At 69.1% G+C, this 21,504-nt stretch carries 27 protein-coding genes; 18 read left to right on the forward strand and 9 right to left on the reverse strand.

Annotated features, from left to right (window positions below; translation table 11 throughout):
- The first annotated feature begins 4 nt into the window (after nt 1–4).
- From NQK81_RS23810 to NQK81_RS23845, 8 genes are all read left to right on the forward strand, one after another.
- Nucleotides 5–424, forward strand: a complete 420-nt coding sequence (locus NQK81_RS23810; RefSeq protein ID WP_257483319.1) for a TlpA family protein disulfide reductase — start codon at nt 5–7, stop codon at nt 422–424.
- Nucleotides 425–659: 235 nt separating this feature from the next.
- Nucleotides 660–1,094 carry a DUF4395 domain-containing protein gene (locus tag NQK81_RS23815; protein ID WP_257483320.1) on the forward strand — a complete coding sequence of 145 codons (435 nt, stop codon included), beginning with the start codon at nt 660–662 and terminating at the stop codon, nt 1,092–1,094.
- Between the two features lie 21 nt (nt 1,095–1,115).
- Entirely contained in the window at nt 1,116–1,952 is an 837-nt protein-coding gene (locus NQK81_RS23820; protein WP_257483321.1) for a sulfurtransferase, read from the forward strand.
- On the forward strand, nt 1,952–2,269 hold the full coding sequence (locus tag NQK81_RS23825; RefSeq protein ID WP_126736211.1) for a DUF1416 domain-containing protein: 318 nt from the start codon (nt 1,952–1,954) through the stop codon (nt 2,267–2,269). The genes NQK81_RS23820 and NQK81_RS23825 overlap by 1 nt, the downstream gene beginning before the upstream one ends.
- A gap of 228 nt (nt 2,270–2,497) precedes the next feature.
- Nucleotides 2,498–3,121, forward strand: a complete 624-nt coding sequence (locus NQK81_RS23830) for a heme-binding beta-barrel domain-containing protein (RefSeq protein ID WP_034312615.1) — start codon at nt 2,498–2,500, stop codon at nt 3,119–3,121.
- A 10-nt stretch (nt 3,122–3,131) separates the two neighbouring features.
- Entirely contained in the window at nt 3,132–3,743 is a 612-nt protein-coding gene (gene pxpB, locus NQK81_RS23835; protein WP_257483322.1) for a 5-oxoprolinase subunit PxpB, read from the forward strand.
- Nucleotides 3,740–4,612, forward strand: a complete 873-nt coding sequence (locus NQK81_RS23840) for a 5-oxoprolinase subunit C family protein (protein WP_257483323.1) — start codon at nt 3,740–3,742, stop codon at nt 4,610–4,612. Before pxpB ends, NQK81_RS23840 begins: the two co-directional genes overlap by 4 nt.
- Nucleotides 4,600–5,013: a hypothetical protein gene (locus NQK81_RS23845; protein ID WP_126736215.1), complete on the forward strand. Its 414-nt coding sequence runs from the start codon at nt 4,600–4,602 to the stop codon at nt 5,011–5,013. The genes NQK81_RS23840 and NQK81_RS23845 overlap by 13 nt, the downstream gene beginning before the upstream one ends.
- Here the strand turns inward: NQK81_RS23845 and NQK81_RS23850 are convergent.
- Entirely contained in the window at nt 5,006–5,860 is an 855-nt protein-coding gene (locus NQK81_RS23850; protein ID WP_257483324.1) for an aminodeoxychorismate lyase, read from the reverse strand. The two genes, NQK81_RS23845 and NQK81_RS23850, sit on opposite strands and share 8 nt — an antisense overlap.
- 30 nt (nt 5,861–5,890) lie before the next feature.
- On the opposite strand from NQK81_RS23850, the gene ygfZ reads away from it, so the two are divergent.
- The 3 genes from ygfZ (at nt 5,891) to NQK81_RS23865 (ending at nt 9,021) form a co-directional block, all read left to right on the forward strand.
- Nucleotides 5,891–7,018 carry a CAF17-like 4Fe-4S cluster assembly/insertion protein YgfZ gene (gene ygfZ, locus NQK81_RS23855; protein WP_257483325.1) on the forward strand — a complete coding sequence of 376 codons (1,128 nt, stop codon included), beginning with the start codon at nt 5,891–5,893 and terminating at the stop codon, nt 7,016–7,018.
- 495 nt (nt 7,019–7,513) lie between these two features.
- Nucleotides 7,514–8,077: an RsiG family protein gene (locus NQK81_RS23860; RefSeq protein WP_007032564.1), complete on the forward strand. Its 564-nt coding sequence runs from the start codon at nt 7,514–7,516 to the stop codon at nt 8,075–8,077.
- Nucleotides 8,074–9,021 carry an asparaginase gene (locus NQK81_RS23865; protein ID WP_257483326.1) on the forward strand — a complete coding sequence of 316 codons (948 nt, stop codon included), beginning with the start codon at nt 8,074–8,076 and terminating at the stop codon, nt 9,019–9,021. Before NQK81_RS23860 ends, NQK81_RS23865 begins: the two co-directional genes overlap by 4 nt.
- Here the strand turns inward: NQK81_RS23865 and NQK81_RS23870 are convergent.
- A complete protein-coding gene (locus tag NQK81_RS23870; protein ID WP_257483327.1) occupies nt 9,018–9,917 on the reverse strand; it encodes a DUF8083 family protein in 900 nt (299 codons plus the stop codon). The genes NQK81_RS23865 and NQK81_RS23870 overlap by 4 nt on opposite strands.
- A 207-nt stretch (nt 9,918–10,124) precedes the next feature.
- Here NQK81_RS23870 and NQK81_RS23875 point away from each other — a divergent pair, with 207 nt between their 5' ends.
- The 5 genes from NQK81_RS23875 (at nt 10,125) to NQK81_RS23895 (ending at nt 14,066) form a co-directional block, all read left to right on the forward strand.
- Nucleotides 10,125–10,310, forward strand: a complete 186-nt coding sequence (locus tag NQK81_RS23875; protein ID WP_007032561.1) for a DUF3073 domain-containing protein — start codon at nt 10,125–10,127, stop codon at nt 10,308–10,310.
- Nucleotides 10,311–10,398: 88 nt separating this feature from the next.
- A complete protein-coding gene (locus NQK81_RS23880; protein ID WP_126736221.1) occupies nt 10,399–11,259 on the forward strand; it encodes a 3-hydroxybutyryl-CoA dehydrogenase in 861 nt (286 codons plus the stop codon).
- A gap of 95 nt (nt 11,260–11,354) precedes the next feature.
- Nucleotides 11,355–12,254 carry a Gfo/Idh/MocA family protein gene (locus NQK81_RS23885; protein ID WP_257483328.1) on the forward strand — a complete coding sequence of 300 codons (900 nt, stop codon included), beginning with the start codon at nt 11,355–11,357 and terminating at the stop codon, nt 12,252–12,254.
- Between the two features lie 222 nt (nt 12,255–12,476).
- Nucleotides 12,477–13,130, forward strand: a complete 654-nt coding sequence (locus tag NQK81_RS23890; RefSeq protein WP_257483329.1) for a VanZ family protein — start codon at nt 12,477–12,479, stop codon at nt 13,128–13,130.
- A gap of 177 nt (nt 13,131–13,307) precedes the next feature.
- Nucleotides 13,308–14,066, forward strand: a complete 759-nt coding sequence (locus NQK81_RS23895; protein ID WP_257483330.1) for a GNAT family N-acetyltransferase — start codon at nt 13,308–13,310, stop codon at nt 14,064–14,066.
- Here the strand turns inward: NQK81_RS23895 and arfB are convergent.
- The 6 genes from arfB to NQK81_RS23925 form a co-directional block, all read right to left on the reverse strand.
- Nucleotides 14,055–14,486: an alternative ribosome rescue aminoacyl-tRNA hydrolase ArfB gene (arfB, locus tag NQK81_RS23900; protein WP_257483331.1), complete on the reverse strand. Its 432-nt coding sequence runs from the start codon at nt 14,484–14,486 to the stop codon at nt 14,055–14,057. The two genes, NQK81_RS23895 and arfB, sit on opposite strands and share 12 nt — an antisense overlap.
- A gap of 142 nt (nt 14,487–14,628) precedes the next feature.
- Nucleotides 14,629–15,699: a phosphoribosylformylglycinamidine cyclo-ligase gene (purM, locus tag NQK81_RS23905; protein WP_126736225.1), complete on the reverse strand. Its 1,071-nt coding sequence runs from the start codon at nt 15,697–15,699 to the stop codon at nt 14,629–14,631.
- Between the two features lie 30 nt (nt 15,700–15,729).
- Nucleotides 15,730–17,268, reverse strand: a complete 1,539-nt coding sequence (gene purF, locus NQK81_RS23910; protein WP_007032554.1) for an amidophosphoribosyltransferase — start codon at nt 17,266–17,268, stop codon at nt 15,730–15,732.
- Nucleotides 17,269–17,541: 273 nt separating this feature from the next.
- Complete coding sequence (locus tag NQK81_RS23915; RefSeq protein ID WP_257483332.1) at nt 17,542–17,943, reverse strand: hypothetical protein; 402 nt, start codon at nt 17,941–17,943, stop codon at nt 17,542–17,544.
- On the reverse strand, nt 17,927–18,166 hold the full coding sequence (locus NQK81_RS23920; RefSeq protein WP_038521375.1) for a DUF397 domain-containing protein: 240 nt from the start codon (nt 18,164–18,166) through the stop codon (nt 17,927–17,929). Before NQK81_RS23920 ends, NQK81_RS23915 begins: the two co-directional genes overlap by 17 nt.
- Before the next feature lie 284 nt (nt 18,167–18,450).
- On the reverse strand, nt 18,451–19,329 hold the full coding sequence (locus NQK81_RS23925) for a Sco1979 family transcriptional regulator (protein ID WP_257483333.1): 879 nt from the start codon (nt 19,327–19,329) through the stop codon (nt 18,451–18,453).
- A 202-nt stretch (nt 19,330–19,531) separates the two neighbouring features.
- Between NQK81_RS23925 and NQK81_RS23930 the strand changes: the two genes are divergently transcribed.
- On the forward strand, nt 19,532–20,329 hold the full coding sequence (locus tag NQK81_RS23930) for an SAM-dependent methyltransferase (protein ID WP_257489827.1): 798 nt from the start codon (nt 19,532–19,534) through the stop codon (nt 20,327–20,329).
- Between the two features lie 58 nt (nt 20,330–20,387).
- Here NQK81_RS23930 and NQK81_RS23935 read toward each other — a convergent pair whose 3' ends face one another.
- Nucleotides 20,388–20,768, reverse strand: coding sequence for a sterol carrier family protein (locus tag NQK81_RS23935; RefSeq protein WP_126736229.1), 381 nt, complete (start codon nt 20,766–20,768; stop codon nt 20,388–20,390).
- A gap of 53 nt (nt 20,769–20,821) precedes the next feature.
- Between NQK81_RS23935 and NQK81_RS23940 the strand changes: the two genes are divergently transcribed.
- Nucleotides 20,822–21,448, forward strand: a complete 627-nt coding sequence (locus NQK81_RS23940; protein WP_257489828.1) for a type VII secretion system-associated protein — start codon at nt 20,822–20,824, stop codon at nt 21,446–21,448.
- The last annotated feature ends 56 nt before the right edge of the window (nt 21,449–21,504 follow it).

Consider the following 21,504-nt stretch of genomic DNA (forward strand, 5'->3'; position numbering starts at 1 on the left):
GCGGATGACCGGGGTGTGGGTACTGCTGGGCGTATTGGTGCTCGGCGGAGTGGCGGGCGCGCTGCTGCGGGCGCGCAACGGCCGCATCCGCGCGGCCAAGTCCACCGCGCCCACACTGCCCGGCCGCGTCTCGGACGCTCTCGCGGCCGAAGGCGTCACCCTGGTCCAGATCTCCACGACGTTCTGCGCGCCGTGCCGCCACACCCGCGCGATCCTGTCCGCGCTCGCGGAGAAGACCGACGGCCTCACGCACGTCGATCTGGACGTCACCGAAACCCCCGAAGTCGCCCAGGCGCTGTCGGTGCTGCGAACCCCGACGACCCTGGCCTTGACCGCGGACGGCCGTGAGGTCTTCCGGGTCGGCGGCGTTCCCCGAGGTCAGGACCTTCTCGACGCCCTGAAGCCCCATTTGGCGAACGCCTGATCCCGGATTCCGGGAAGCGTCCCAAGGTGTGAACACGGTTCCCAACCTGAGGGAGCTCTGCGTACCCTCGTGCCCGTGAACCGGCTGCCCCGAACCTTGCTGACCCAGCGCCGCGCAGTGGACCTGTGCCGCGTTCGCAGCAGCCTGTGTCCGGTTCGCTGATCGCGCTTTCGAAGCCGCCGCGCGTGCCACTTCCGGCACGCATCTCTTTTCCCTCTCGTTCGCAGGAGGAACCATGTCCGCAGGACCGGCCGTCGACCCCCGTGGTCCGCGTTTCGCCGCCATCCTGACGACGATCGTGCTCGCGGTCGTGCTCATCACCCAGTGGTGGCCACTGCTCGCGGCGCAGGCGGTGGTGTTCGCGATCGGCGCCTTCATCGGCCTGAAGCCGGCGCCGTACTCCCTGGTCTATCGCTACCTCGTCGCGCCGCGGCTCGGCCCCACGACCGAACGCGAGGACGCCGCCCCGCTGCGGTTCGCGCAGGCCGTCGGGTTCGTGTTCGCCGTCGTCGGCACCGTCGGTTTCGCCACCGGCCTGACCGCGCTCGGCTTCGTCGCGACGGCGTTCGCGCTCTTCGCGGCGTTCCTCAACGCGGCGTTCAACTTCTGTCTCGGTTGCGAGATGTACCTGCTCATCAAGCGTTTCAGCCCCAGCCCTCGCGCGTCCTAACCCAGAAAGAGAGTCAGCTCCATGAGCCGTGAAGACGTCCTGGTCACCACCCAGTGGGCCGAGGAGAACCTGGACACCCCGGGTGTCGTGTTCATCGAGGTCGACGAGGACACGACCGCGTACGACAACGGACACATCCGCGGGGCGGTGAAGTTCGACTGGCGCAAGGACCTGCAGGACGGCGTCCGCCGCGACTTCGTCGACAAGGAGGGCTTCGAGAAGCTGCTGTCCGAGAAGGGCATCTCGAACGACGACCGCGTGATCCTCTACGGCGGCAACAACAACTGGTTCGCCGCGTACGCGTACTGGTACTTCAAGCTCTACGGCCACGACAAGGTGCAGCTGCTCGACGGCGGCCGCAAGAAGTGGGAGCTCGACGGCCGCGAGCTGAACTCGGACGAGGTCAAGCGCGAGCCGACCGAGTACAAGGCCAAGGAGCAGGACCTCTCGATCCGCGCGTTCCGCGACGAGGTCGTCGCCGAGATCGGCAAGAGCAACTACGTCGACGTGCGCTCGCCCGACGAGTTCTCCGGCAAGCTGCTCGCCCCGGCGCACCTGCCGCAGGAGCAGTCGCAGGTCCCCGGCCACATCCCGGGCGCGCTGAACGTCCCGTGGGCGAAGGTCGCCAACGAGGACGGCACCTTCAAGACCGAGGAAGAGATCAAGGAGCTGTACTCCGACGAGGGCCTCGACGAGTCGAAGGCCACCATCGCGTACTGCCGGATCGGTGAGCGCTCGTCCATCGCGTGGTTCGCGCTGCACGAGCTCCTCGGGTACGACCAGGTGAAGAACTACGACGGTTCGTGGACGGAATACGGCTCGCTCGTCGGCGTGCCGGTCGAGTTGGGAGCGAAGTGATGGCTGGCAACGACACTGACAGCTGCGGCGCACCGGCCCAGGAGGCCACGCCCGCCGATTACGACACCCGCGGCCAGGTCGTGCTGGCGGGCAAGGTGACCGGTTCGGAGGGCCCCGTCGGCGGCGCCTTCGTGCGGTTGCTGGACGGCGGCGGCGACTTCACCGGCGAGGTGGTCTCGTCGGCCGACGGCGATTTCCGTTTCTACGCGGCCCCTGGTGACTGGACGGTGCGCGCGCTGCACCGCTCCGGCAACGGCGAGGCCTCCGTCACCGCGCAGGGACCCGGCGTGCACCAGCTCGCCATCTCCGTCGCCTGACGTTTTCGCGCGTGAAGGCCCCCTTCCCTCGGCTGAGCCGAGGGAAGGGGGCCTTCACGCGCGTGTGGGCACTGCCACGCGACCTCGGCAGGCCTGTCCGGGCAGGTAGCGACTAAAGTGCGTGACGTGGAAATCCTGTTTACGACCCTGCTGGTGCTCGCCGGCGTCGCGACCACCTGGTTCGCCGTGTACGTCGTCTACCGGCTTTACGCGGACCAGCGCTGACCGATGACGGCTAGTGGCGACGAGGCCATCCAGGCCGCGGAGAAGCGCGCGGAAAACACGCGTGACCGGAACCTTCCGCAGTTCGACGACATGCCCATCCCGGGCGATACCGCGAACCTGCGCGAAGGAGCGAACCTCAACGACGCCTGCCTGGCGCTCCTGCCGCTCGTCGGTGTCTGGCGCGGCGAGGGCGAGGTCGACTATCCGACCATCGACGGCCCGTACCGGTTCGGCATGCAGCTGACCATCGCGCACGACGGCCGCCCGTTCCTCACGCACGAGGCACGCGCCTGGCTGCTCGACGAGGACGGCAAGGTCATCCGGCCCGCCGCGCGCGAGTCCGGGTTCTGGCGTCCGCAGGCCGACGACACGATCGAGCTGCTGCTGACCCACAACACCGGCATCGTGGAACTCTTCTACGGCAAGCCGCGCGGCAAGGCCTCGGTCCCGGCCTGGGAGCTCGGCACCGACGCGGTCGTCCGCACTTCGACTGCCAAGGACGTCACGGCTTCGCAGCGGCTCTATGGCATCGTCAACGGCGAACTCGGCTACGTCGAGGAGCGCGCGATGATGGGCCAGGAACTGCAGCCGCACACGTCGGCGCTGCTGCGTCGCGTGGTGGGCTGAGCCTCTTCCCATGCGGTGGCGTGCCTACGGCGAGCACGCCGCCCTGCTCGACTGCGCTTCCCTCACCGAGTCGATGGCGGCGCACGCCACGGTCACGTCCGCGCGCCCGCCCGGCATCGCCGAGCTCGTACCCGGCGCCCGCAGCCTGCTCGTGGTGGAGATCCCGGGTTCCGGCGCCCTCGCGGCCGTCCGCGAACTGCTCGCGGACGCCGACCTCGAACATCCGCCCGAAGGCGAATCCCGCGAGATCACCCTCGACGTGATCTATGACGGCGAAGACCTCGAACTCGTCGCGCGGGACGCCGGAGTGTCCACTGAGGACGTCGTCCGGCTGCACACCGGCGCCGTCTACACCGTGGCCTTCACCGGTTTCGCGCCCGGATTCGGTTACCTGACAGGCCTCCCCGAGCCACTTCGGCAGCCGCGACTCGCCGCCCCGCGAACTCGCGTGCCGCCGGGCTCGGTCGGCATCGCCGGCGAGTTCACCGGCGTTTATCCGCGCGTCTCGCCCGGCGGCTGGCGGCTGATCGGCCACACCCGGACCGTCCTGTTCGATCCGCGCGCCGATCCGCCCGCGTTGCTGGCGCCCGGCGACCGCGTGCGGTTCCGGAGCGCCGGATGAGGGCCGTGGAAGTGGTCGGGACAGGTCCGCTCGCGCTGGTACAGGACCTCGGCAGGCCCGGTTTCGCGCATCTCGGCGTGCCGCCGTCCGGGGCGCTGGACGTTCCGGCGCTGAAGCTGGCAAACCGGCTCGTCGGCAACGACGAAGCCGCCGCGGGAGTCGAGTGCCTGTTCGGCGGGTTACGGCTGCGCGCCACGGCGTCCTGCACCATCGCGGTGACCGGTCCGGCCGTCCCGGTCGAGGTCGACGGGCGTCCCGTCGGCTCGCACGCGCCGGTGTGGCTGGCTGCGGGGCAGGTCCTGTCGCTCGGCGCCCCGGCATCTGGATTGCGGTGCTACCTGGCGGTTTCCGGCGGGATCACGGTCGAAGAGGAACTCGGCAGCCGGTCGCGGGACGTCCTTTCGGAGATCGGGCCGGCGCCGCTGAAGGCGGGCGACGTCCTCCCGCTCGGCACACCGTCGGTGCCCGGCGGCGCCGACGTGGTGCTGCCCACCGTGGCTCCGGCCGAGCTCGTCGTGCTGATCGATCCGGGGCCGCGGGCGCACTGGTTCGAGAACCCGGCGTCCGGGCTCGCGAAGACCTGGACGGTGACGGCGGAATCCAACCGCGTCGGCCTCCGGCTCGACGGACCCGCACTGACTCGCGCGGCTGGATACGCGGAGCGGGAACTGCCGAGCGAGGGCCTGCTGACCGGCGCCGTCCAGGTCCCACCGAACGGGTTGCCGGTGGTGTTCTTGGCGGATCATCCAACTACCGGTGGTTATCCGGTGGCGGCCGTGGTGAGACAGGCGTCACTCCCGGCACTCGCGCAGGCCAGACCCGGAACCCTTCTCCGCTTTCACTCGTCCACGAGGATGTGGAACAGGTAAAGGTCGACGGTGGCACGGGTGTCATCGACACGAATTCGGTCCCCACCCAACCAGAGCTTCCGCAGTCGCTGCGGATCGCGCTGGCCACCGGTCAGATGCGGCGCCCGCTCGGCGACACGCTCCGCCCGCTTCTGAATCTCTTCGCCGACGGCGAATACCAGGTCGCCGGGCCCGAACGGCTGGCCGAGGACCGCTACCTGACGCCGAGCGCCGACTGGCCGCCCGCCGACGTTTCCCGCGTCGGCTACTACCGGACGGCGATCAAGAGCGGGCACCGGCCGGTCGCCGTCGTGCTGGAGACCACCGACGCGGCGGTGATCCTCGACGGGCACCACAAGATCGCCGCCTACCGCGAAGAAGCGATCCTGCCGCACCTGCTGATCATCAGCCCGCTCAACTGATCGAGTATTCGCTCTCGTACGCGGCGGCCAGCTCGGCGTGGATCGCGCTGGAGTCGGTGAGCGCGACGCCGTCGAGCGTGTGCACCCTGGTCAGCTTGCGGACCGACGACGCGAGGAACAGCCCTTCGGCCTCGGTGAGGTCCGAGACGTTGAGCGGCTCGACCTTGACCGACCAGCCCGCGCGCTCGGCGCCGCGGAACAGCGCCGCCTGCGTCGTCCCCGGCAGGATGCCGATGGTCGCCGGCGGCGTGTAGAGCGTCTTGTCCTTCGCGAGGACGACAGTCGAAGTCGGCCCTTCGAAGACCGTGCCGTCGGCGGCGGTGAAAATCACATCGCTCGCGCCACGGCGGCCGGCCTCCCGCAACGCGGCCATGTTGACGCCGTACGAAATCGACTTCGCGCCCAGCAGCAGCCACGGCGCGCGCTCGGCGAGGTCGGGCTCGATCCCGCGTTCGAGGGTGATCGCCGCGACGCCTTCGACGCGGGCCCGCTGGACCTTCTCGTCGATCTCCACGCCGAGCGCGAACCCGAACGGCTTCGCCTCCGGATCGCCGTCGATTCCCCTGGTGTACACCAGTTTCAGCGCGATCTCGGCCGGGCCGGACCAGTTGTCGATGACGACCTGCGCGGCGCGCTCCCAGGCGGCGAGGTCGGGCTCCGGCAGGTCGAGCATGGCCGCGGAACGGGCCAGCCGCTCGAGGTGCGGGCGGAGCTCACGGGGCCGTCCGTCGACGACGAGGATCGTCTCGAACACGCCGTCGCCGCGAAGCAACCCGAGGTCGTCTACTCGCAGGTGGGCGGCTTCGGGGTCGGCCAGGGTCCCGTCGAGGAAGGCAAGCACGCGCATGGGGACACGGTACTCACTAGCATGGGTTTCATGCCCTACCGCTCCCCCCTGCTCGACCTTCCCGGACCGATCGCGGCACCCGACGGGCATCCGGAAGAGGGTGTCCCGTGGCATTGGGGAGATCCCTTCGCCGAGCAACGGACGGCCGCGCGCGGCGCGGTCGTGATCGACCGCTCGCATCGCGAAATCCTGGCCGTGACCGGGGAAGAACGGCTGTCCTGGCTGCATTTGGTGATCTCGCAGCACGTCACCGGGCTCGCCGAAGGCACCGGCACCGAGGCGCTCGTGCTCGACAGCCAAGGCCGCGTCGACACGCATATGGTCGTCGCGCACGCGGACGGCACGGTGTGGCTGGACAGCGACCGGGGCGCGGTGGCCACCAGCGCGTTGCCGTCCGGTGGCAAGCAGACTTTGCGCGAGTACCTCGAAGCGATGAAGTTCTGGTCCAAAGTGGACATCCGCGATGTCTCGGACGAGCTGGCGTTGCTGACCGTCCTCGGCCCCGACGCGGACCGCGTGCTGGACGCCGTCGGTGTTTCCGTCGGCGCGGACCCGTACTCGGTCGTGGCGATCCCCGGCGGTTTCGCGCGGCGGATGCCGTGGCCGGGACGGCACAGCGTCGACCTCGCCGTCCCCCGCGCCGAACTCGCCGTCTGGTGGCGGCGCCTGACCGACGCGGGCGCGCGACCGGCGGGCAGCTGGACGTTCGACGCGCTGCGCGTCGAGTCGCTGCGACCGCGGCTGGGCCTCGACACCGACGAGCGCACGATCCCGCACGAAGTGAACTGGGTCGACTCCGCCGCGCACGTGGCGAAGGGCTGTTACCGCGGGCAGGAGACCGTCGCGAAGGTCCACAACGTCGGGCGGCCACCGCGGTACATGGCGCTGCTGCACCTGGACGGTTCGCCGGAGATCACGCCGGAAACCGGCGATCCGGTGGTGCTGGGCGAGCGGACGGTCGGCCGCGTCGGGAGCGTGGTGCAGCACCACGAACTGGGACCGATCGCGCTGGCGCTGGTCAAACGCTCGACGCAGCCGGGCGCGGAACTCCTGGTGGGTGCCGAGGATCGCGTCGTGCAGGCGACCATCGATCCGGACTCGGTGCCTGGTGAGGCTCCGGCGCCTGGGCGGGAAGCGGCTCAGCGACTGCGGGGGTAGGTGCGGCTGCTCGTTCCGTGAAGGCCTCCTTGCCTACCTTGAGGGACTCTGGGTCCCCGAAGGAGGCCTTCACTACCTGCGGATACGTCACTGTCGCCTCACCGGCCGCTTCCGCCTCGCTGGTCACAGCGGCTGCGCGTGAAGGCCCCCTTCCCTCGGCTGAGCGCTGGAAACTCGCCCTTCGCTCACGACCCAAGTACGTGAAGGCCCCCTTCATTGCGCCTAGCTCAATGAAGGGGGCCTTCACGTACTTGCACACACCCATCCACAAGTTGTCCACAACGTTGCCCACCTGTGGACAACTCCGCCGACCAGCACTTTTCCCGCCCCACCCCCGGTAGACTGGACCAGGGGCCGCCCCCGGGACGGGTGGGGGGCGCGCTTTGGAAGGGACCGAAAGAGCGACTGCCCGGCGGAGGGTGTCGTGAGGGGCGGAGATCCTTGTGGTATCGCTCCCTGCGGAACATTTCCGCTGGAGCGCGATAAGCTACGCGGGTGATCGAAGTCCGGCCCGGTGGTCGCCGTCGTATCGACCGCGTGCTCGGCCCTGGGTATCTCAGCGACCTCGGCGAGCTGACCCTTTCCGTGCTGCGCGAGCGCCGTGACGAGGCCGCGCAGGAGGAGACCGACCTGTCGTACCTGCGGCGCCTGCTGCACGCGCGGATCGACATCGTGCGGGCCGAGCAGGAGCGCCGGAGTTCGGGCGGCGAGAGCAGCGTCGTCGAGCGGCTGGCCGCGATCCTGGCGGACAACGCGATCGGCCCGGCCACGGGTTCGGGCAGGCACCAGCGGCTGGAGCCGTCGCGCGCGGGTGAGCACCGCCGGTTCGCCGAGGCGCTCATCGGCGACACGGACCTTTCCGACGTCAGCACCCTGTCGGACGAGAAGCTGGTCAACGCCCTCAACCGGTACGCCGACGAAGAGGTTTCGGTCTCCTCGTACCGGCGCGAGGTCCAGAGCGTGATGGACACGATCAACGCCGAGATCGCCACCCGCTACCGCAAGGGCACGGCCTCGGTCGACGACCTGCTCGACACCGAACGCGGCGGCTCCGAGTGACGAATCCGGTCCTGGTCGAGGTCGTCCGATCCGGCTTCGTGGAGAGCGTGCACCGCGGCGCGCTCGTGATCACCGCGCCGGACGGCTCGGTGCGGTTCTCCGCCGGCGACATCGAGCGGCCGGTGTACCCGCGTTCGTCCAACAAACCCCTGCAAGCCGTCGGGATGCTCCGCGCCGGTCTCACGATCGGCGACGAAGAACTCGCGCTCGGCTGCGGATCGCACAACGGCGAGCCGGGCCATGTCGAGGGCGCCTTGGCGATGCTTTCCCACGCGGGGCTGACCGAGGACGCGCTGGCCTGCCCGCCCGCCTTCCCGTTGCACGAGCCCAGCATGCTGGCCGTGGCCTCGGCCGGGAAACGCCGCGCCGCGATGAACTGCTCCGGCAAGCATGCCGCGATGCTCATGACCTGCGCGCAGCTCGGCTGGCCGACCAAGGACTACGAGGCCGAGATCCATCCGCTGCAGAAGGTCGTCCAGGCCGCCGTCGCCGACCTCACCAGCGAGACGATCGAGACGGTCGGCGTCGACGGCTGCGGGGCGCCTCTGTTCGCGTTCTCCCTCACCGGCCTCGCCCGTTCGTTCGGCAGGCTGGTCACGGCCATGGGCGGGCCCGAACGCAGGGTCGCGAACGCGGTCCGCGCGCATCCGTGGCAGGTCGCGGGCACCGGTCGCGAGGACACCGTGCTGATGCGGAACATCGATGGCCTTCTGTCGAAGGGCGGTGCCGAGGGAGTGCACGCGTTCGCCCTCCCGGACGGCACGGCGCTCGCGCTGAAGATCGACGACGGCGCGGCCAGGGCCCGGATCCCGCTCCTGCTCGCGACGCTGCGCCACCTCGGCATCGATCCTGGCGACGAAGCCGGCGCCCTCGCGCGCGACGCGGTGCTGGGCGGCGGGAAATCGGTCGGCGAACTGAGGGTCGCCGAAGGCCTCTACGGCTAGTTCGCGCGTTCCCGCGCGGCCAGGTCGCCCCAGAAGTCCCGCAGATCGGCGAACAGTTCCGCCAGCTCGTCGACATTGCCGGTACGGAGCGCGTCCAGGATGTCGTGGACCTCTTCGGCCGTCGTGTCGGCCTGCAGGATCGGGTCGGCGAATAGCTGCACGAGACCGCCGTAGTCGAGCTCGACCGCGGAGCCGGGGTGGAAGCTGTCGAGCCAGCGCCGCGTCTCGAGCAACACCCGGCCCGGGCCCGAGTCGCCGAAGGTCGCTTCGAGCAGGTCGCCGACCTCGCGGGCGCGATGCCGCGCGTCGGCGATGGAGACCCGCCACGACACCTCGCGTTCGGGGTCGTCCCGGCCCTTGCCGAGTTTGACCCTGCGCATCCCGGGGTCGAACAGCACGAACCACGGAAGCGGGACGGTCCACGTCGTCGACAGCGTGTGAGACGCCGAGGCGGACAGATCGCCGATGGCGGACTTCGCCCGCGAGCGGATCGTGTCGAGTGACGCGCCGCCCGCGTCGAGCACCGCGCTCTTCAACGCGGGATGCGCGTCGCCGAGGAAGGTCACCAGTGCCGCGGCCGAGCGCGCGCGGATCTCCATCGGACAGATCAGCGGCCCCGGGCCGGCGTCGCCGTGCTCACCCTCCGGCACGTCTTCGGGATCCAGGACGAGGACGTCGGTGACGAGACTGGGCGCGGCCCTGCCGTCCGCGAGCTCGGCGGGCAGCAACCGGCCGACATGCTGTGACTTGAGCCACAATGCCTGCTCGCGCGCGCCCGCGGCCGAACGATCGAGCCGGGCCGCTTCGACGGCCTCGAGCAGGCGTTCGTCCGGTGGATCCCCCAGCGCGAGCAGGGGCTCATAGACGCGGAGATAAGCCGCGAACGGACGGGGCACACGAGCATCGTGGCACGCCGACCTGCGACTATCGCCACCGACCGGCCGGTAACCGGCGTTCCGTGAACACTGTCGCCACCGGCACACCGTGCCACGTCGCATCCAACCCCCCGGACACGGTACGGTGTCAGCAGGAAAGAATTGTCGAGACGATGCGGGGCCGCCGATTCCCCCGGCCGCCCCGCCCCTGTGCGAGGGGGTCGAGCCATGGGGCGCGGCCGGGCTAAGGCCAAGCAGACGAAGGTGGCGCGCGAGCTCAAGTACAGCTCGCACGAAACCGACTTCGATGCTTTGCAGCGCGAGCTGTCCAGTAGTTCCTCGGAAGACAGGCACGAGGACGACAAGCGGTATGACGACGACCCGTACGACGGGTACGACGAATACCGCCGCTGAGCAACGCGTGACACGCGAGGGTGGATCCGGGCTTGCCCGGTAGACCACCCTCGCGTGTCGCGTGCTGCCCAAAATACGAGGAGGTGCCATGTCTGACGTAGCGCGAGTAGGTGTCGTCGGGGCCGGGCTCATGGGCTCGGGCATCGCCGAGGTGCACGCGCGGGCCGGGCTGGACGTGATCGTCACCGAGGTCAACCAGCCCGCGCTGGACTCCGGGCGAGCGCGGATCGAGAAGTCGCTGCAACGCGGCGTCAAGAACGGGAAGCTCTCGCAGGAAGACGCCGACGCGGCGCTCGGACGGCTCCGCTTCACCACCGAGATCGGCGAGTTCGCCGACCGCGACCTCGTCATCGAGGCCATCCTGGAACAGGAGCAGGCCAAGGTCGAGGTGTTCCGGTCGCTGGACAAGATCGTCGAGCGTGAGGACGCGGTGTTCGCGTCCAACACCTCTTCCATCCCGATCATGAAGCTCGGCATGGCCACCGGCCGTCCGCAGCAGGTGGTCGGCATCCACTTCTTCAACCCGGTCCCGGTGCTGCCGCTCGTCGAGCTGGTGCCCTCGCTGCTGACCAGCGACGACACCGCCCGCCGGGCCGAGGAGCACGCGACGTCGGCGTTGAACAAGACGGTGATCCGGTCGCAGGACCGCGCCGGGTTCATCGTGAATTCGCTGCTCGTGCCGTACCTGCTGTCGGCGATCCGGATGATCGAGTCGGGTTTCGCGTCGGCGGAGGACATCGACCGCGGTATGGAGCTCGGCACCGCGCACCCGATGGGCCCGCTGCGGCTTTCGGACCTGATCGGCCTGGACACCATCAAGGCGATCGCGGACTCGATGTACGCCGAGTTCAAGGAGCCGCTGTACTCCTCGCCGCCGCTGCTGCTGCGCATGGTCGACGCCGGCCTGCTCGGCAAGAAGACCGGCCGCGGTTTCTACAGCTACTCCTGATCGATCTCCCTACGCGTTTAGTCCTCTGGATGCGGTTCTTGCACGCGCAACTACCGCATTCAGAGGACTGAACGCGGGGCCCTAGACTCGGGGGCGTGGGACAGGGACAGCTGCGCGCGGGTCTGGTCGGTGCCGGTCCGTGGGCGAAGACGGTGCACGCGCCAGGTCTCGCCGATCACCCCGGGACGACGTTGCGCGCGGTCTGGGCCAGGCGCCCCGAGGCCGCGAAGGAGCTGGCCGAGGCGCATGGCGCCCAGGCCGTCGGCAGTTTCGACGAGTTGCTCGACCAGGTGGACGCGGTCGCGTTCGCGGTGCCGCCCGCCGTCCAGGCGGAGCTGGCGGTCAAGGCTGCTGAAGCGGGCAAGCACCTGATCCTGGAGAAGCCGATCGCCGCCGATCTCGACGGCGCGCGGCGGCTCGCGGACGCGGTGGATGCCGCCGGTGTCGCGGCGCTCGTGGTCCTCATCCTGCGGTTTTCGCCGATGACCCGGGAGTGGCTCGACGGCATCAAGGAGGCGGGCGGCTGGCGCGGCGGCGGGGCGCGGTGGCTTTCGGGCGCGCTGCTCGGCGGCCAGTACCAGTCCTCGGCGTGGCGCCACGACTCCGGCGCGCTCGCCGACATCGGCCCGCACGCCCTGGATCTGCTGGACGCGGCGCTCGGTGAGATCACCGGCGTGCTCGCCGCGAACCGGACCGATGACGATCTGTGGCAACTGCTGTTAGCCCACGAGGGTGGCGCGACCAGTACGGCGACCCTGTCGCTGCGGCTGCCGATCCAGCCGACGGTCGTCGAAGTCGCCGTCTACGGCGAGCACGGCTACCGCACTCTGGGGCGCAAGCCGGGCTCGGCGGGCGAGTCGTACACAGCGCTTCTTGACGATTTCGCCGCGATGGCCGCGAGCGGGACGACCTCGCACCCGTGTGACGTGCGTCGCGGACTGCACCTGCAGAAGCTGCTCGAACACGCGCGGGAACTCGCCGGACACGGCAAGTAGTACACAGGTCACCCACAAGGCTTTTCCTTACGCGATAAGGCCTTCTTCCGAAGAGTTCGCGGTCATCCACAGGTTTGTCCACAGGTTCCTTTGTGGACGGTCACCAGCATGGGAAAACCTTTTCCGCCACCGGAAAAGATCACCTCTTAGTGCGCCGACTCCGCCATGCCGAGTCGATCTTGCGATGCGAAGGTGATCTTGGGCGCTCCGGAAAGGAAGGCCATGGGTGAGCTGCTCCACGCTTTCGGCGGGATGATCCCGTTGACGATCATCGCGATTCCCTACGCGTTGCTCGGCTGGCCGCTCCTCGCGGCGCATCGACGGCGAAGACGACGTGCCGACCCCTTCTCCGCGTCGGCGACGGCCGCCGTCGACATGACTCTCGCCTTGGCCTGCTTCCTGGTGTTGTGCCTGGTCACGATGCCGGTGACCGGCGTACAGGGCAGCAGGCTGAACCTCGAACCCGGCACCGACCTGCGGCTCGCCCTGACCGACAGCGCCAACCTCTGGCAGGCGCTGGGCAACGTCCTCATGCTGAGCCCGCTCGGCGCCCTCCTCCCCGTGCGGTCCCGCCGCCTGCGGTCGCTCGCCCGGATCGCGCTGGGCGCGCTGGCCGTCTCGGTGCTGGTGGAAGGCACGCAATATCTGATCCAGGCGGGCAGGGTGACCTCGGCCGACGACATCCTGCTGAACACGCTGGGCGCCGTTGCGGGTGCCGCGCTGAGCAAACGGCTGTGGCATCGCCTGGACGTCCGGCCGCCGGTGCGGATCCCGGTCCAGGTCCGGCGGGTGTGCGCCGCCCCGGTCCGGCTGCGGGTCCCGAGATCGGCGTGGGACGAGCGGTATTCGAGCATCGCGCATCCGCAGCGGAGGTAAATGGCTTGACCGCGGTGCGAGAGTGATCGCGAAAGCCCTACGTACGAGGAAAGAGGGATGCCTCATGCCTGACGCCTTCGGTGGCGTCGGCACGAGCTAGCCGGCGCACCCGCCAGCCCCAGCACGCACGCGGATCCTCCCGTGCGTCGCTTTCTTCTGCCCGAAAGGCTTCCACCAGTGCTTTCCGAGACGATTCGTGCTTTGCAGTCCTACATCCGCCTCACCGCGGCGAAGTTCCGGGAGACCGAGCGGATCGGGCCGTTCCTGGCCACGTACTACCTCGAGTCCGGCAGTCCGTTCCTCAACTACGCGATCCCCGACGACGGCGCCGTCCCCGCGAAGGACGACGTCGCCGCGCTGACCGAGGCGTTCCGTAAGCGCGGGCTCGTGCCGCGTCTGGAGTTCCTCACCGAAGCGGTTCCGGCCGCCGAGGCCGTGCTCGTCGAGTGCGGTTACACGCTGGAGCGGCGGGTCCCGCTGATGATCTGCTCTCCGGGGCAGGTCGTCGGCCAGCCGGAACCGGCCGGGATCAGCCTGGTCACCCCGAAGACCGAGGGTGAGCTCCGGCAGATGATCCGCGCGCAGAACTTGGCGTTCGGGGAGGACGATCCCGATCTCCACCTCGACCCGTCACCGGATCAGCTGAGCGGCGAGACCATGTCGGTGATGGCCGTGGCCGAGACCGGTGAGGTCGTCGGCGGCGGGGTCGCGACAGCGATCCTCGACGGCGCGACCGAGATCGCCGGGATCGGCGTGGTCGAGGGGTACCGGAGCCGCGGGATCGCCGCGGCGATGACGGAGTACCTGACGCGTGAAGCCCACGCGCGCGGCGGCCGGTCGGTGTTCCTGACGCCGGGCGCCGGGCAGGCGGAACGCGTCTACGGCCGGGTCGGGTTCAAGACGGCGGCCGAATGCGTGCACCTGTCAGTCGTCTGAGTAACCGCCACGGCGTGACTTCTTGACCTCGCCGCGGCGCTTCTTCGACGCCAGGCGGCGTTCCTTCGAACCTCGTGAGGGTTTGGTGGGACGCCGCTTGGCGGCCGGAGGCGCCGACGCGTCCAGCAGCAGCATCACCAGCCGCGCCCGCGCGGCTTCCCGGTTCATCAGCTGGGAGCGGTGTTCGGACGCGGTGATCGTGACGACCCCGTCGACCAGGCGCGAAGAAAGCCGGTCCAGTATCCGGGCCCGGAGATGCTCCGGGACGGATGCCGAACCGGCCACGTCGAAGGACAGTTCGACCCGCGAGTCCGTGGTGTTCACGCCCTGCCCACCCGGACCCGACGACCGGGAGAACCGTTCGCTCAATTCGGCACCCGGGATCACGAACCGGGTGCCGACCACCACGTCATCAGCCACGGACCCAGTGTTCCACCAGGGCCAAGAGAATATTCAGTGCCTGTTGGCGAGCGTGAACCCGCCCTGATCACCCACCGGAACGGGGATATACCAGGTCGCGCCCTGCCGACGTCGATCGCGGCGCGGGTTCACCAACAGACACTCAGAAGCGCGGGTGGTCACCGGAGAGCACGGCGCGCGGGCCGTCCGGGTCTTCCGCGGGCTGCACGTCGCCGAGGATCCACGCCGGCACGTGCCGCGCGGTCAGCATCGCCAGCGCGCGGTCGACGTCGTCGGCGCCGACGATCGCGACCATGCCGACGCCCATGTTGAACGTCTTCTCCAGCTCGGCGCGCTCGACCTTGCCGCGGTGACCGATCAGCGCGAACACCGGCGCCGGGGTCCAGGTGCCGCGTTCGAGCCGGGCGACCAGCCCGCGCGGCATGACGCGGGCGAGGTTCTGCTCCAGGCCGCCGCCGGTGATGTGCGCGAACGTGCGGACGTCGGCCTCGGCGGCCAGCGCGAGGCAGTCCTTCGCGTAGATCCTGGTCGGCTCCAGCATCTCCTCGCCGAGCGAGCGGCCGAACTCCTCGACGTGCCCGTCGAGCGGCATACGCGCGATGTCCAGCAGCACGTGCCGGGCGAGCGAGTAGCCGTTGGAGTGCAGGCCGGACGAGCCGAGCGCGAGGACGACGTCACCGGGGCGGACGCGCTCCGGGCCGAGCACGTTCGACGCCTCGACGACACCGATGCCGGTGCCCGAAAGGTCGTAGTCGTGCTCGCCCATCAGGCCGGGGTGCTCCGCGGTCTCGCCGCCGAGCAGCGCGCAACCAGCCTGGACACAGCCCTCGGCGATCCCGCCGACCAGCGCCGCGATCTTCTCCGGGACGACCTTGCCGACGGCGATGTAGTCCTGCATGAACAGCGGCTCGGCACCGGTGACGACCAGGTCGTCGACGACCATCGCGACCAGGTCGATGCCGACCGTGTCGTGCTTGTCGAGCGCCTGCGCGACGGCGATCTTGGTGCCGACCCCGTCGGTCGACGAGGCCAGCACCGGCTCTTTCCACTTGTCCAGCTTCAGGGAGAACAGCCCGGCGAAACCGCCGACCCCGCCCATCACCTCGGGCCGTGTGGCCCTCTCGGCGTGCGGTTTGAGCAGCTCGACGGCTTTGTCACCGGCGTCGATGCTGACGCCGGCGGCGGCGTACGTGGCGCTCGTGGACTCGCTCACGGAAGCGGACTCCAACTCTGGAAGTGAGGTCTAGGGACGCCGGATGGCGTCCTCAGCACCGTACCCGGCAGGGCTGACGGGCTTCGCCGCGCCATTGACCGAGTCCAGGCTCTCCAGCAGGTGCTTCCCGATCAGCGCGTCTTCGGGCAGCGCGATCGGGTACTCGCCGGAGAAGCACGCGGTGCACAACCGCGACTTCGGCTGCTCCGAAGCCGCGACCAGCCCGTCCAGGGAGATGTAGCCCAGGGTGTCCGCGCCGATGGAGCGGCGGATGCCGTCGAGGTCGACGCCGTTGGCCACCAGTTCGGCGCGCGAGGCGAAGTCGATGCCGTAGAAGCACGGCCAGCGCACCGGCGGCGACGCGATCCGGACGTGCACCTCGAGCGCGCCGGCCTCCCGCAGCATGCGGACCAGGGCGCGCTGGGTGTTGCCGCGGACGATGGAGTCGTCGACCACCACGAGCCGTTTGCCGCGGATGACGTCGCGCAGCGGGTTCAGCTTGAGCCGGATGCCCAGCTGGCGGATGGTCTGCGACGGCTGGATGAAGGTGCGGCCGACGTAGGCGTTCTTCACCAGGCCGGTGCCGTACGGGATGCCGGAGCCCTGCGCGTAGCCGATGGCGGCCGGGGTGCCGGATTCGGGCACCGGCATGACCAGGTCGGCGTCGGCCGGGTGCTCGGCGGCGAGTTTGCGGCCGATCTCGACGCGGGTGGCGTGCACGCTGCGGCCGGCGATCGAGGTGTCGGGGCGCGCGAGGTACACGTACTCGAAGACGCAGCCCTTGGGCTCGGGGTTCGCGAAGCGCGAGGAGCGCAGGCCCTCGGCGTCGATCGCGATGAGCTCACCGGGCTCGACCTCGCGGACGAACGACGCGCCGCAGATGTCCAGCGCGGCCGTCTCGCTCGCGACCACCCAGCCGCGTTCGAGCCTGCCGAGCACCAGCGGGTGCACACCGTGCGGGTCGCGCGCGGCGTACAGGGTGGACTCGTCGGCGAAGACCAGGCAGAAGGCGCCCTTGAGGGTGGGCAGCAGTTCCAGCGCGGCGGCTTCGATGCCCTTGTCGGCGGCGTTGGCCGCGAGCAGCCCGCACACCAGGTCGGAGTCGCTGGACGAACCGGTCAGGCCCGCGTGCGGTTTGAGCCCGGCTTCGACCGTGCGATCCCGCAGTTCGGCGGTGTTGACGAGGTTCCCGTTGTGCGCGAAGGACAGCCCGCTACCGGTGGCGGTGGTGCGGAAGATCGGCTGCGCGTTCTCCCAGATGGTCGCGCCGGTGGTCGAGTAGCGGCAGTGGCCGACGGCGATATGTCCCTGCAGCGACTGCAGGACCTGCTCGTCGAACACCTGGCTGACCAGGCCGAGATCCTTGAAGACGACGATCTGCGAACCGTCGGAGACCGAGATGCCGGCCGCTTCCTGGCCGCGGTGCTGAAGTGCGTAGAGCCCGTAGTAGGTCAGCTTCGCGACCTCTTCTCCGGGCGCCCAGACACCGAAGACACCGCATTCCTCGCGGGGTTCCGGATCGGGCTGGTCGGTCACGGGCTGTCCGGCGAGGGACGGGTCGGAAACCACCGAGGTGCTCCCAGGGAGAAAGAGGGCAGGCCGCCACCAGTGTAAACGGTGAGCAGGAGATCAACGCGCCGCGCGACGTGGCACTGGACACGCTTCGAGTGATGACCGTGAGTGACGAGCGGGTGTCAAGGCCCGCCACTCACGACCCCCGACCAGCCGACCGCTCCCCCTCGACAGAGGCGGTCGACTGTGCCTAGGGGCTCCAGGTGGTCGTGAGTGGCGTTTCGGGTTCTAACCCGAAACGCCACTCACGACCACCTGGAGCGAGACGAGTCAGCCGGCGGCAAGCCACTTGGACGTGCCGCCGCGCCCGGGGACCCAGCAGCCCTTGGCCGCGGTCTCCGGGACGTACAGCGAGCCGGGGGTCCGCTCGTCCGGCAGCGCGAGCAGTTCGGTCAGCGCCGTCGCCGCGTCGCCGGCGTACCGCCACAGCCAGACCTGGGGTTCGAGGATGTCCTCCTCGGTCCCGGGCATGCGGGTGGCGACGACGTCGTCCTCGGCGTTGAGCCGGACCACGTCGACCACGTTGTCGTGGACTCGCACGCCGACCACGGCCAGTACCTCGCCGTTCGCGTCGCACGGGTGCACGAACTGGTACCCGCGGTGGATCAGTTCCTGCAGGCCGCTTTCGATATCGGTGATCTCCGCGGTGATGGTGTCACCCGAGGACGTCATCGAATTCGCCGTCCTTGGCACCCGCGAGGAACGCGGCCATCTCGGCCTGGGTGTAGACCAGGGCGGGCCCGGTCGGAAAACGCGAGTTGCGCATCGCGATCTCGCCGGAGGCGAGCGGCGCCACCTCGACACAGTTGCCGATCGCGTTGCTGTAGCTGGCTTTGCGCCATTGGGCGCCGGTAAGACGATCGGCCGGGATGCCGTTGTCGAACTGTTCAGCCATGGTCCCCACCTTCCCCGACAGAAGACTTCGGGCGATGCATCTGCATGTGCATTTGCCTGTGATCCCAAAGTTAGCACGTGTGACTGCAGCGGTAAATGCACGTGCAGAAGTTTTTGCAGAATTCGCGGGCGGTGACGACTCAGGTCTTCAGTCGTCCCACTAAAGGGTGACGAGCGGAGCCACCGTTGGGTGAACAACTACGACTTGTTGCCGGAATTTTGGGCGCAGGCAAGAAAAAACCGGCGGGACCCGGAACGGTGGCCAGCCCCACAACGGTGACCGGCTCAGATTTCGGCGCGGCGCTTCATCAGCATCTGGCGGCTGCGATCCGGCGTCTCCGCGTCGACCGCGAGCATGTCCAGCGCCCGGCTGTACCGCTCGATCTCTTCACGTTTGTCGATGTAGTGCGCGCCGGTCAGGTACTCGGTGTAGGCGATGTTCGGCAATTCCTCTTCCGCGAACCTGAGCAGCGAGAACGCGCTGCCCGCGGAGTAGCCGCTCCGGTCGAACGGGAGCACCTGCACCGAGATGTTCGGCTGCTGGATCATCTCCAGCAGGTGGTCGATCTGGCCCTTCAGCACCTCGCGGTCGCCGATCGGCCGGTAGAGCACCGACTCGTCGAGCACCAGCCACAACCGCGGCGCGTCCGGCCGGGACAGCATCTTCTGCCGCCGCATCCGCAGCGCGACCCGGCGGTCGACCTGTTCGTTGACCATGTCCTTGCGGCCGTGGCTCATGATCGCCCGCGCGTAGTCCTCGGTCTGCAGCAGACCCGTGACGTACAGCGGCTCCCACACCTGGATCCGGGCCGCGGCCTCTTCGAGCCCGACGAGGTCGTTGAACCAACTCGGCATCAGGTCGCCGTAGCGGCGCCACCAGCCCGGCTCGTTCGACTCCTTGACCATGTCGAGGAACTGCTGCCGCTCGGCGGGATCGGTCATCCCGTACATGGTCAGCAGATCGGCGACGTCGCGTTCCTTGAAGCCGACGCGGCCGAGCTCGAGCCTGCTGATCTTCGACTCGGAGCCGCGGATGCTGTAGCCGGCCTCCTGGCGCGTGATGCCCGCGTCCTCGCGCATCCGGCGGAGCTGAGAGCCGAGGATCATCCGTCGCGCGGTGGGACCCAGGGACTGCTCACCGCCAGGCGGGGTGACCGCGTTCATCGACCGGGGACCTTTCGCACGACGACACTCACAGGGGAACAAGCCGATTACTGAAAGTACACGTTTGGGCCTCGACACGACAGGGATGGCTCGGTTTACCGGTCGCGTACGTGGTTCTACTCTACGTAGAGCCCGAGACTTCCGACACAGTTTTGTGAGGTTCAAGATGCCCGACGCCCCGACCCGGACGGAACGAGTGCCCGTGGGTGTCGACCCGACCCGGGCCAGCATCGCCCGGGTGTACGACGCCTTCCTCCTCGGCAAGGACAACTACGAGATCGACCGGGAGGTGCTGCGCAAGGTCCAGCAGGCGGCCCCCGAGGCGCAGGACCTGGCGACCGAGAACCGCGGCTTCCTGATCCGCGCGTGCCGGTTCCTCGCCAGCCAGACGGGCATCACCCAGTTCCTCGACCTGGGATCCGGCCTGCCGACGGCCGAGAACACGCACCAGGTCGTGCAGCGGATCAACCCGGAGATCAAGGTCGTCTACGTCGACAACGACCCGGTCGTGCTCGCCCACGGGCGCGCGCTGCTCGAAGAGAACGAGAACACGCACTTCGTCTCGGACGACATCTTCGAGCCCGAGCGGATCATGGAGAACCCGGACATCCGGCGGCACATCGACTTCTCGCAGCCGATCGCGTTGCTGCAGCTCGGGACCCTGCACCACTACAACGGGCCGCACGACGAGCCCGCCAAGATCATGAAGAAGTACATCGACGCGCTGCCGTCGGGTTCGTACGTGGCGATCTCGCACTTCTCCGACCCGGAGGACGAGCTGTCCGAGATCGCCCGCAAGATGGAGGAGTTCTTCCTCCACAGCCCGATGGGTTCGGGCACCTTCCGCACCAAGGCCGAGATCGAGGAGCTGTTCCACGACCTCGAGATGGTCGAGCCCGGTGTCCAGCTGTGCGCCGACTGGTGGCCGGACGGCCCGCGGATCAAGGAGCTGAACGCGGCTCAGCGGACGATCTCGGGCGGCATCGGCCGTAAGGCCTGAAACCAGCTCTGAACGGGCCGTTCCTTGCCAGTCTCGCAAGGAACGGCCCGTTCAAGTTTCAGAGGCGGACCAAGGGCAGCCAGCGGGCCAGATCGGCCCTGCTCCCGGAGGCGGTGACCCGCCCCGACTCGACGGCGTCGGCCCAGCCGAGCAGCCCGGTCGCCAGCTCCAGCCACGTGCGCGGATCCGTTTCGACGACGTTCGGCGGCGTCCCGCGGGTGTGGCGCAATCCTTCGACACACTGCACCGCCGCGAACGGCGGCACCCGCACTTCGACACTCTTCCCCGGGGCGTCCCCGGCCAGCGTCCGCAGGCTCAGCCGCACCGCCGCGGCCAGCTCCGGACGGGCCGGATCCGGACCGGATCCGCTCAACCAGGGGGAAATCGCCGCGATCGCGGCTCGTAACTCAGCGGGGTCGACCGAACGCGAAGAGGCCATGGGAGAACAGTAGAGTGAGCGCGAACAAACCTTCAGGCACCCGGAACGTGGGGATGGCGATGGCGCAGCGGGACGAGGCGGATCGGTTGGCGTCGAGCCCGGCGGGCAAGCGGAAACAGGCGAAGCCGAAGATCACCGAAGAGATGCGCGCCAACGCGAAGGCCAACCCCAACAGCTGGCTGTACGTCATCGACGAGGCCTTCGACCCCGACGGCCCGGTCCCGTCCTGGGCGGTCGTCGGCGCGTACCCGGTGAACGGCGGCGGCGAGATCGTCGAGGACTTCCACCCCAACGACCGCTACCGTCCCTCGCCGAAGGCGCTCGGTTTCCCCGAGCCGCGCAACGAACTCGAGCAGCTGCTCCAGCTGGTGCGCACGAACCACCGCCCGGCCGCCGACCTGCCGCGCGTCATCCTCGACTCGACGCTGTTCGTCTACGCCCTTTCGCCGGTGCAGCGCACGGTGATCGGCTTCCACAACACCGACGGCAAGGTGCTCGTTCCCGCGTACACGGCCAAATCGCTGGTGCCGCGCGAATGGCCGCACGCCAGGGCGGTGCTGGGCCGGGACATGGTCCCGCTGCTCGCCGGCCACCCCGTGACGATCAATCCGCACGACCGGCTCACCGCGATCATCCCCTCGGAGCACCTCGACAAAGCCCTTTCGGACGAGCGTCGATAGGGCCCGGTTAACCCACTCGGCCCAATTTATTCAGGGCGAACGCCACTCTTTCGAGT

The sequence above is a fragment of the Amycolatopsis roodepoortensis genome, assembly GCF_024628825.1.
Taxonomy (GTDB): Bacteria; Actinomycetota; Actinomycetes; order Mycobacteriales; family Pseudonocardiaceae; genus Amycolatopsis; species Amycolatopsis roodepoortensis.

Bases quoted from the DNA above. Each gene is read 5' to 3' on its own strand.
- NQK81_RS23920 (WP_038521375.1), bottom strand. From the start codon at position 18,166: ATGGCTGAACAGTTCGACAACGGCATCCCGGCCGATCGTCTTACCGGC.
- NQK81_RS23940 (WP_257489828.1), top strand. From the start codon at position 20,822: ATGGCGATGGCGCAGCGGGACGAGGCGGATCGGTTGGCGTCGAGCCCG.
- NQK81_RS23875 (WP_007032561.1), top strand. From the start codon at position 10,125: ATGGGGCGCGGCCGGGCTAAGGCCAAGCAGACGAAGGTGGCGCGCGAG.
- NQK81_RS23880 (WP_126736221.1), top strand. From the start codon at position 10,399: ATGTCTGACGTAGCGCGAGTAGGTGTCGTCGGGGCCGGGCTCATGGGC.
- NQK81_RS23840 (WP_257483323.1), top strand. From the start codon at position 3,740: ATGAGGGCCGTGGAAGTGGTCGGGACAGGTCCGCTCGCGCTGGTACAG.
- NQK81_RS23935 (WP_126736229.1), bottom strand. From the start codon at position 20,768: ATGGCCTCTTCGCGTTCGGTCGACCCCGCTGAGTTACGAGCCGCGATC.
- ygfZ (WP_257483325.1), top strand. From the start codon at position 5,891: ATGCCCTACCGCTCCCCCCTGCTCGACCTTCCCGGACCGATCGCGGCA.
- NQK81_RS23850 (WP_257483324.1), bottom strand. From the start codon at position 5,860: ATGCGCGTGCTTGCCTTCCTCGACGGGACCCTGGCCGACCCCGAAGCC.
- pxpB (WP_257483322.1), top strand. From the start codon at position 3,132: ATGCGGTGGCGTGCCTACGGCGAGCACGCCGCCCTGCTCGACTGCGCT.
- NQK81_RS23925 (WP_257483333.1), bottom strand. From the start codon at position 19,329: ATGAACGCGGTCACCCCGCCTGGCGGTGAGCAGTCCCTGGGTCCCACC.
- NQK81_RS23820 (WP_257483321.1), top strand. From the start codon at position 1,116: ATGAGCCGTGAAGACGTCCTGGTCACCACCCAGTGGGCCGAGGAGAAC.
- NQK81_RS23915 (WP_257483332.1), bottom strand. From the start codon at position 17,943: ATGACGTCCTCGGGTGACACCATCACCGCGGAGATCACCGATATCGAA.
- NQK81_RS23890 (WP_257483329.1), top strand. From the start codon at position 12,477: ATGGGTGAGCTGCTCCACGCTTTCGGCGGGATGATCCCGTTGACGATC.
- NQK81_RS23825 (WP_126736211.1), top strand. From the start codon at position 1,952: ATGGCTGGCAACGACACTGACAGCTGCGGCGCACCGGCCCAGGAGGCC.
- NQK81_RS23810 (WP_257483319.1), top strand. From the start codon at position 5: ATGACCGGGGTGTGGGTACTGCTGGGCGTATTGGTGCTCGGCGGAGTG.
- NQK81_RS23830 (WP_034312615.1), top strand. From the start codon at position 2,498: ATGACGGCTAGTGGCGACGAGGCCATCCAGGCCGCGGAGAAGCGCGCG.
- NQK81_RS23815 (WP_257483320.1), top strand. From the start codon at position 660: ATGTCCGCAGGACCGGCCGTCGACCCCCGTGGTCCGCGTTTCGCCGCC.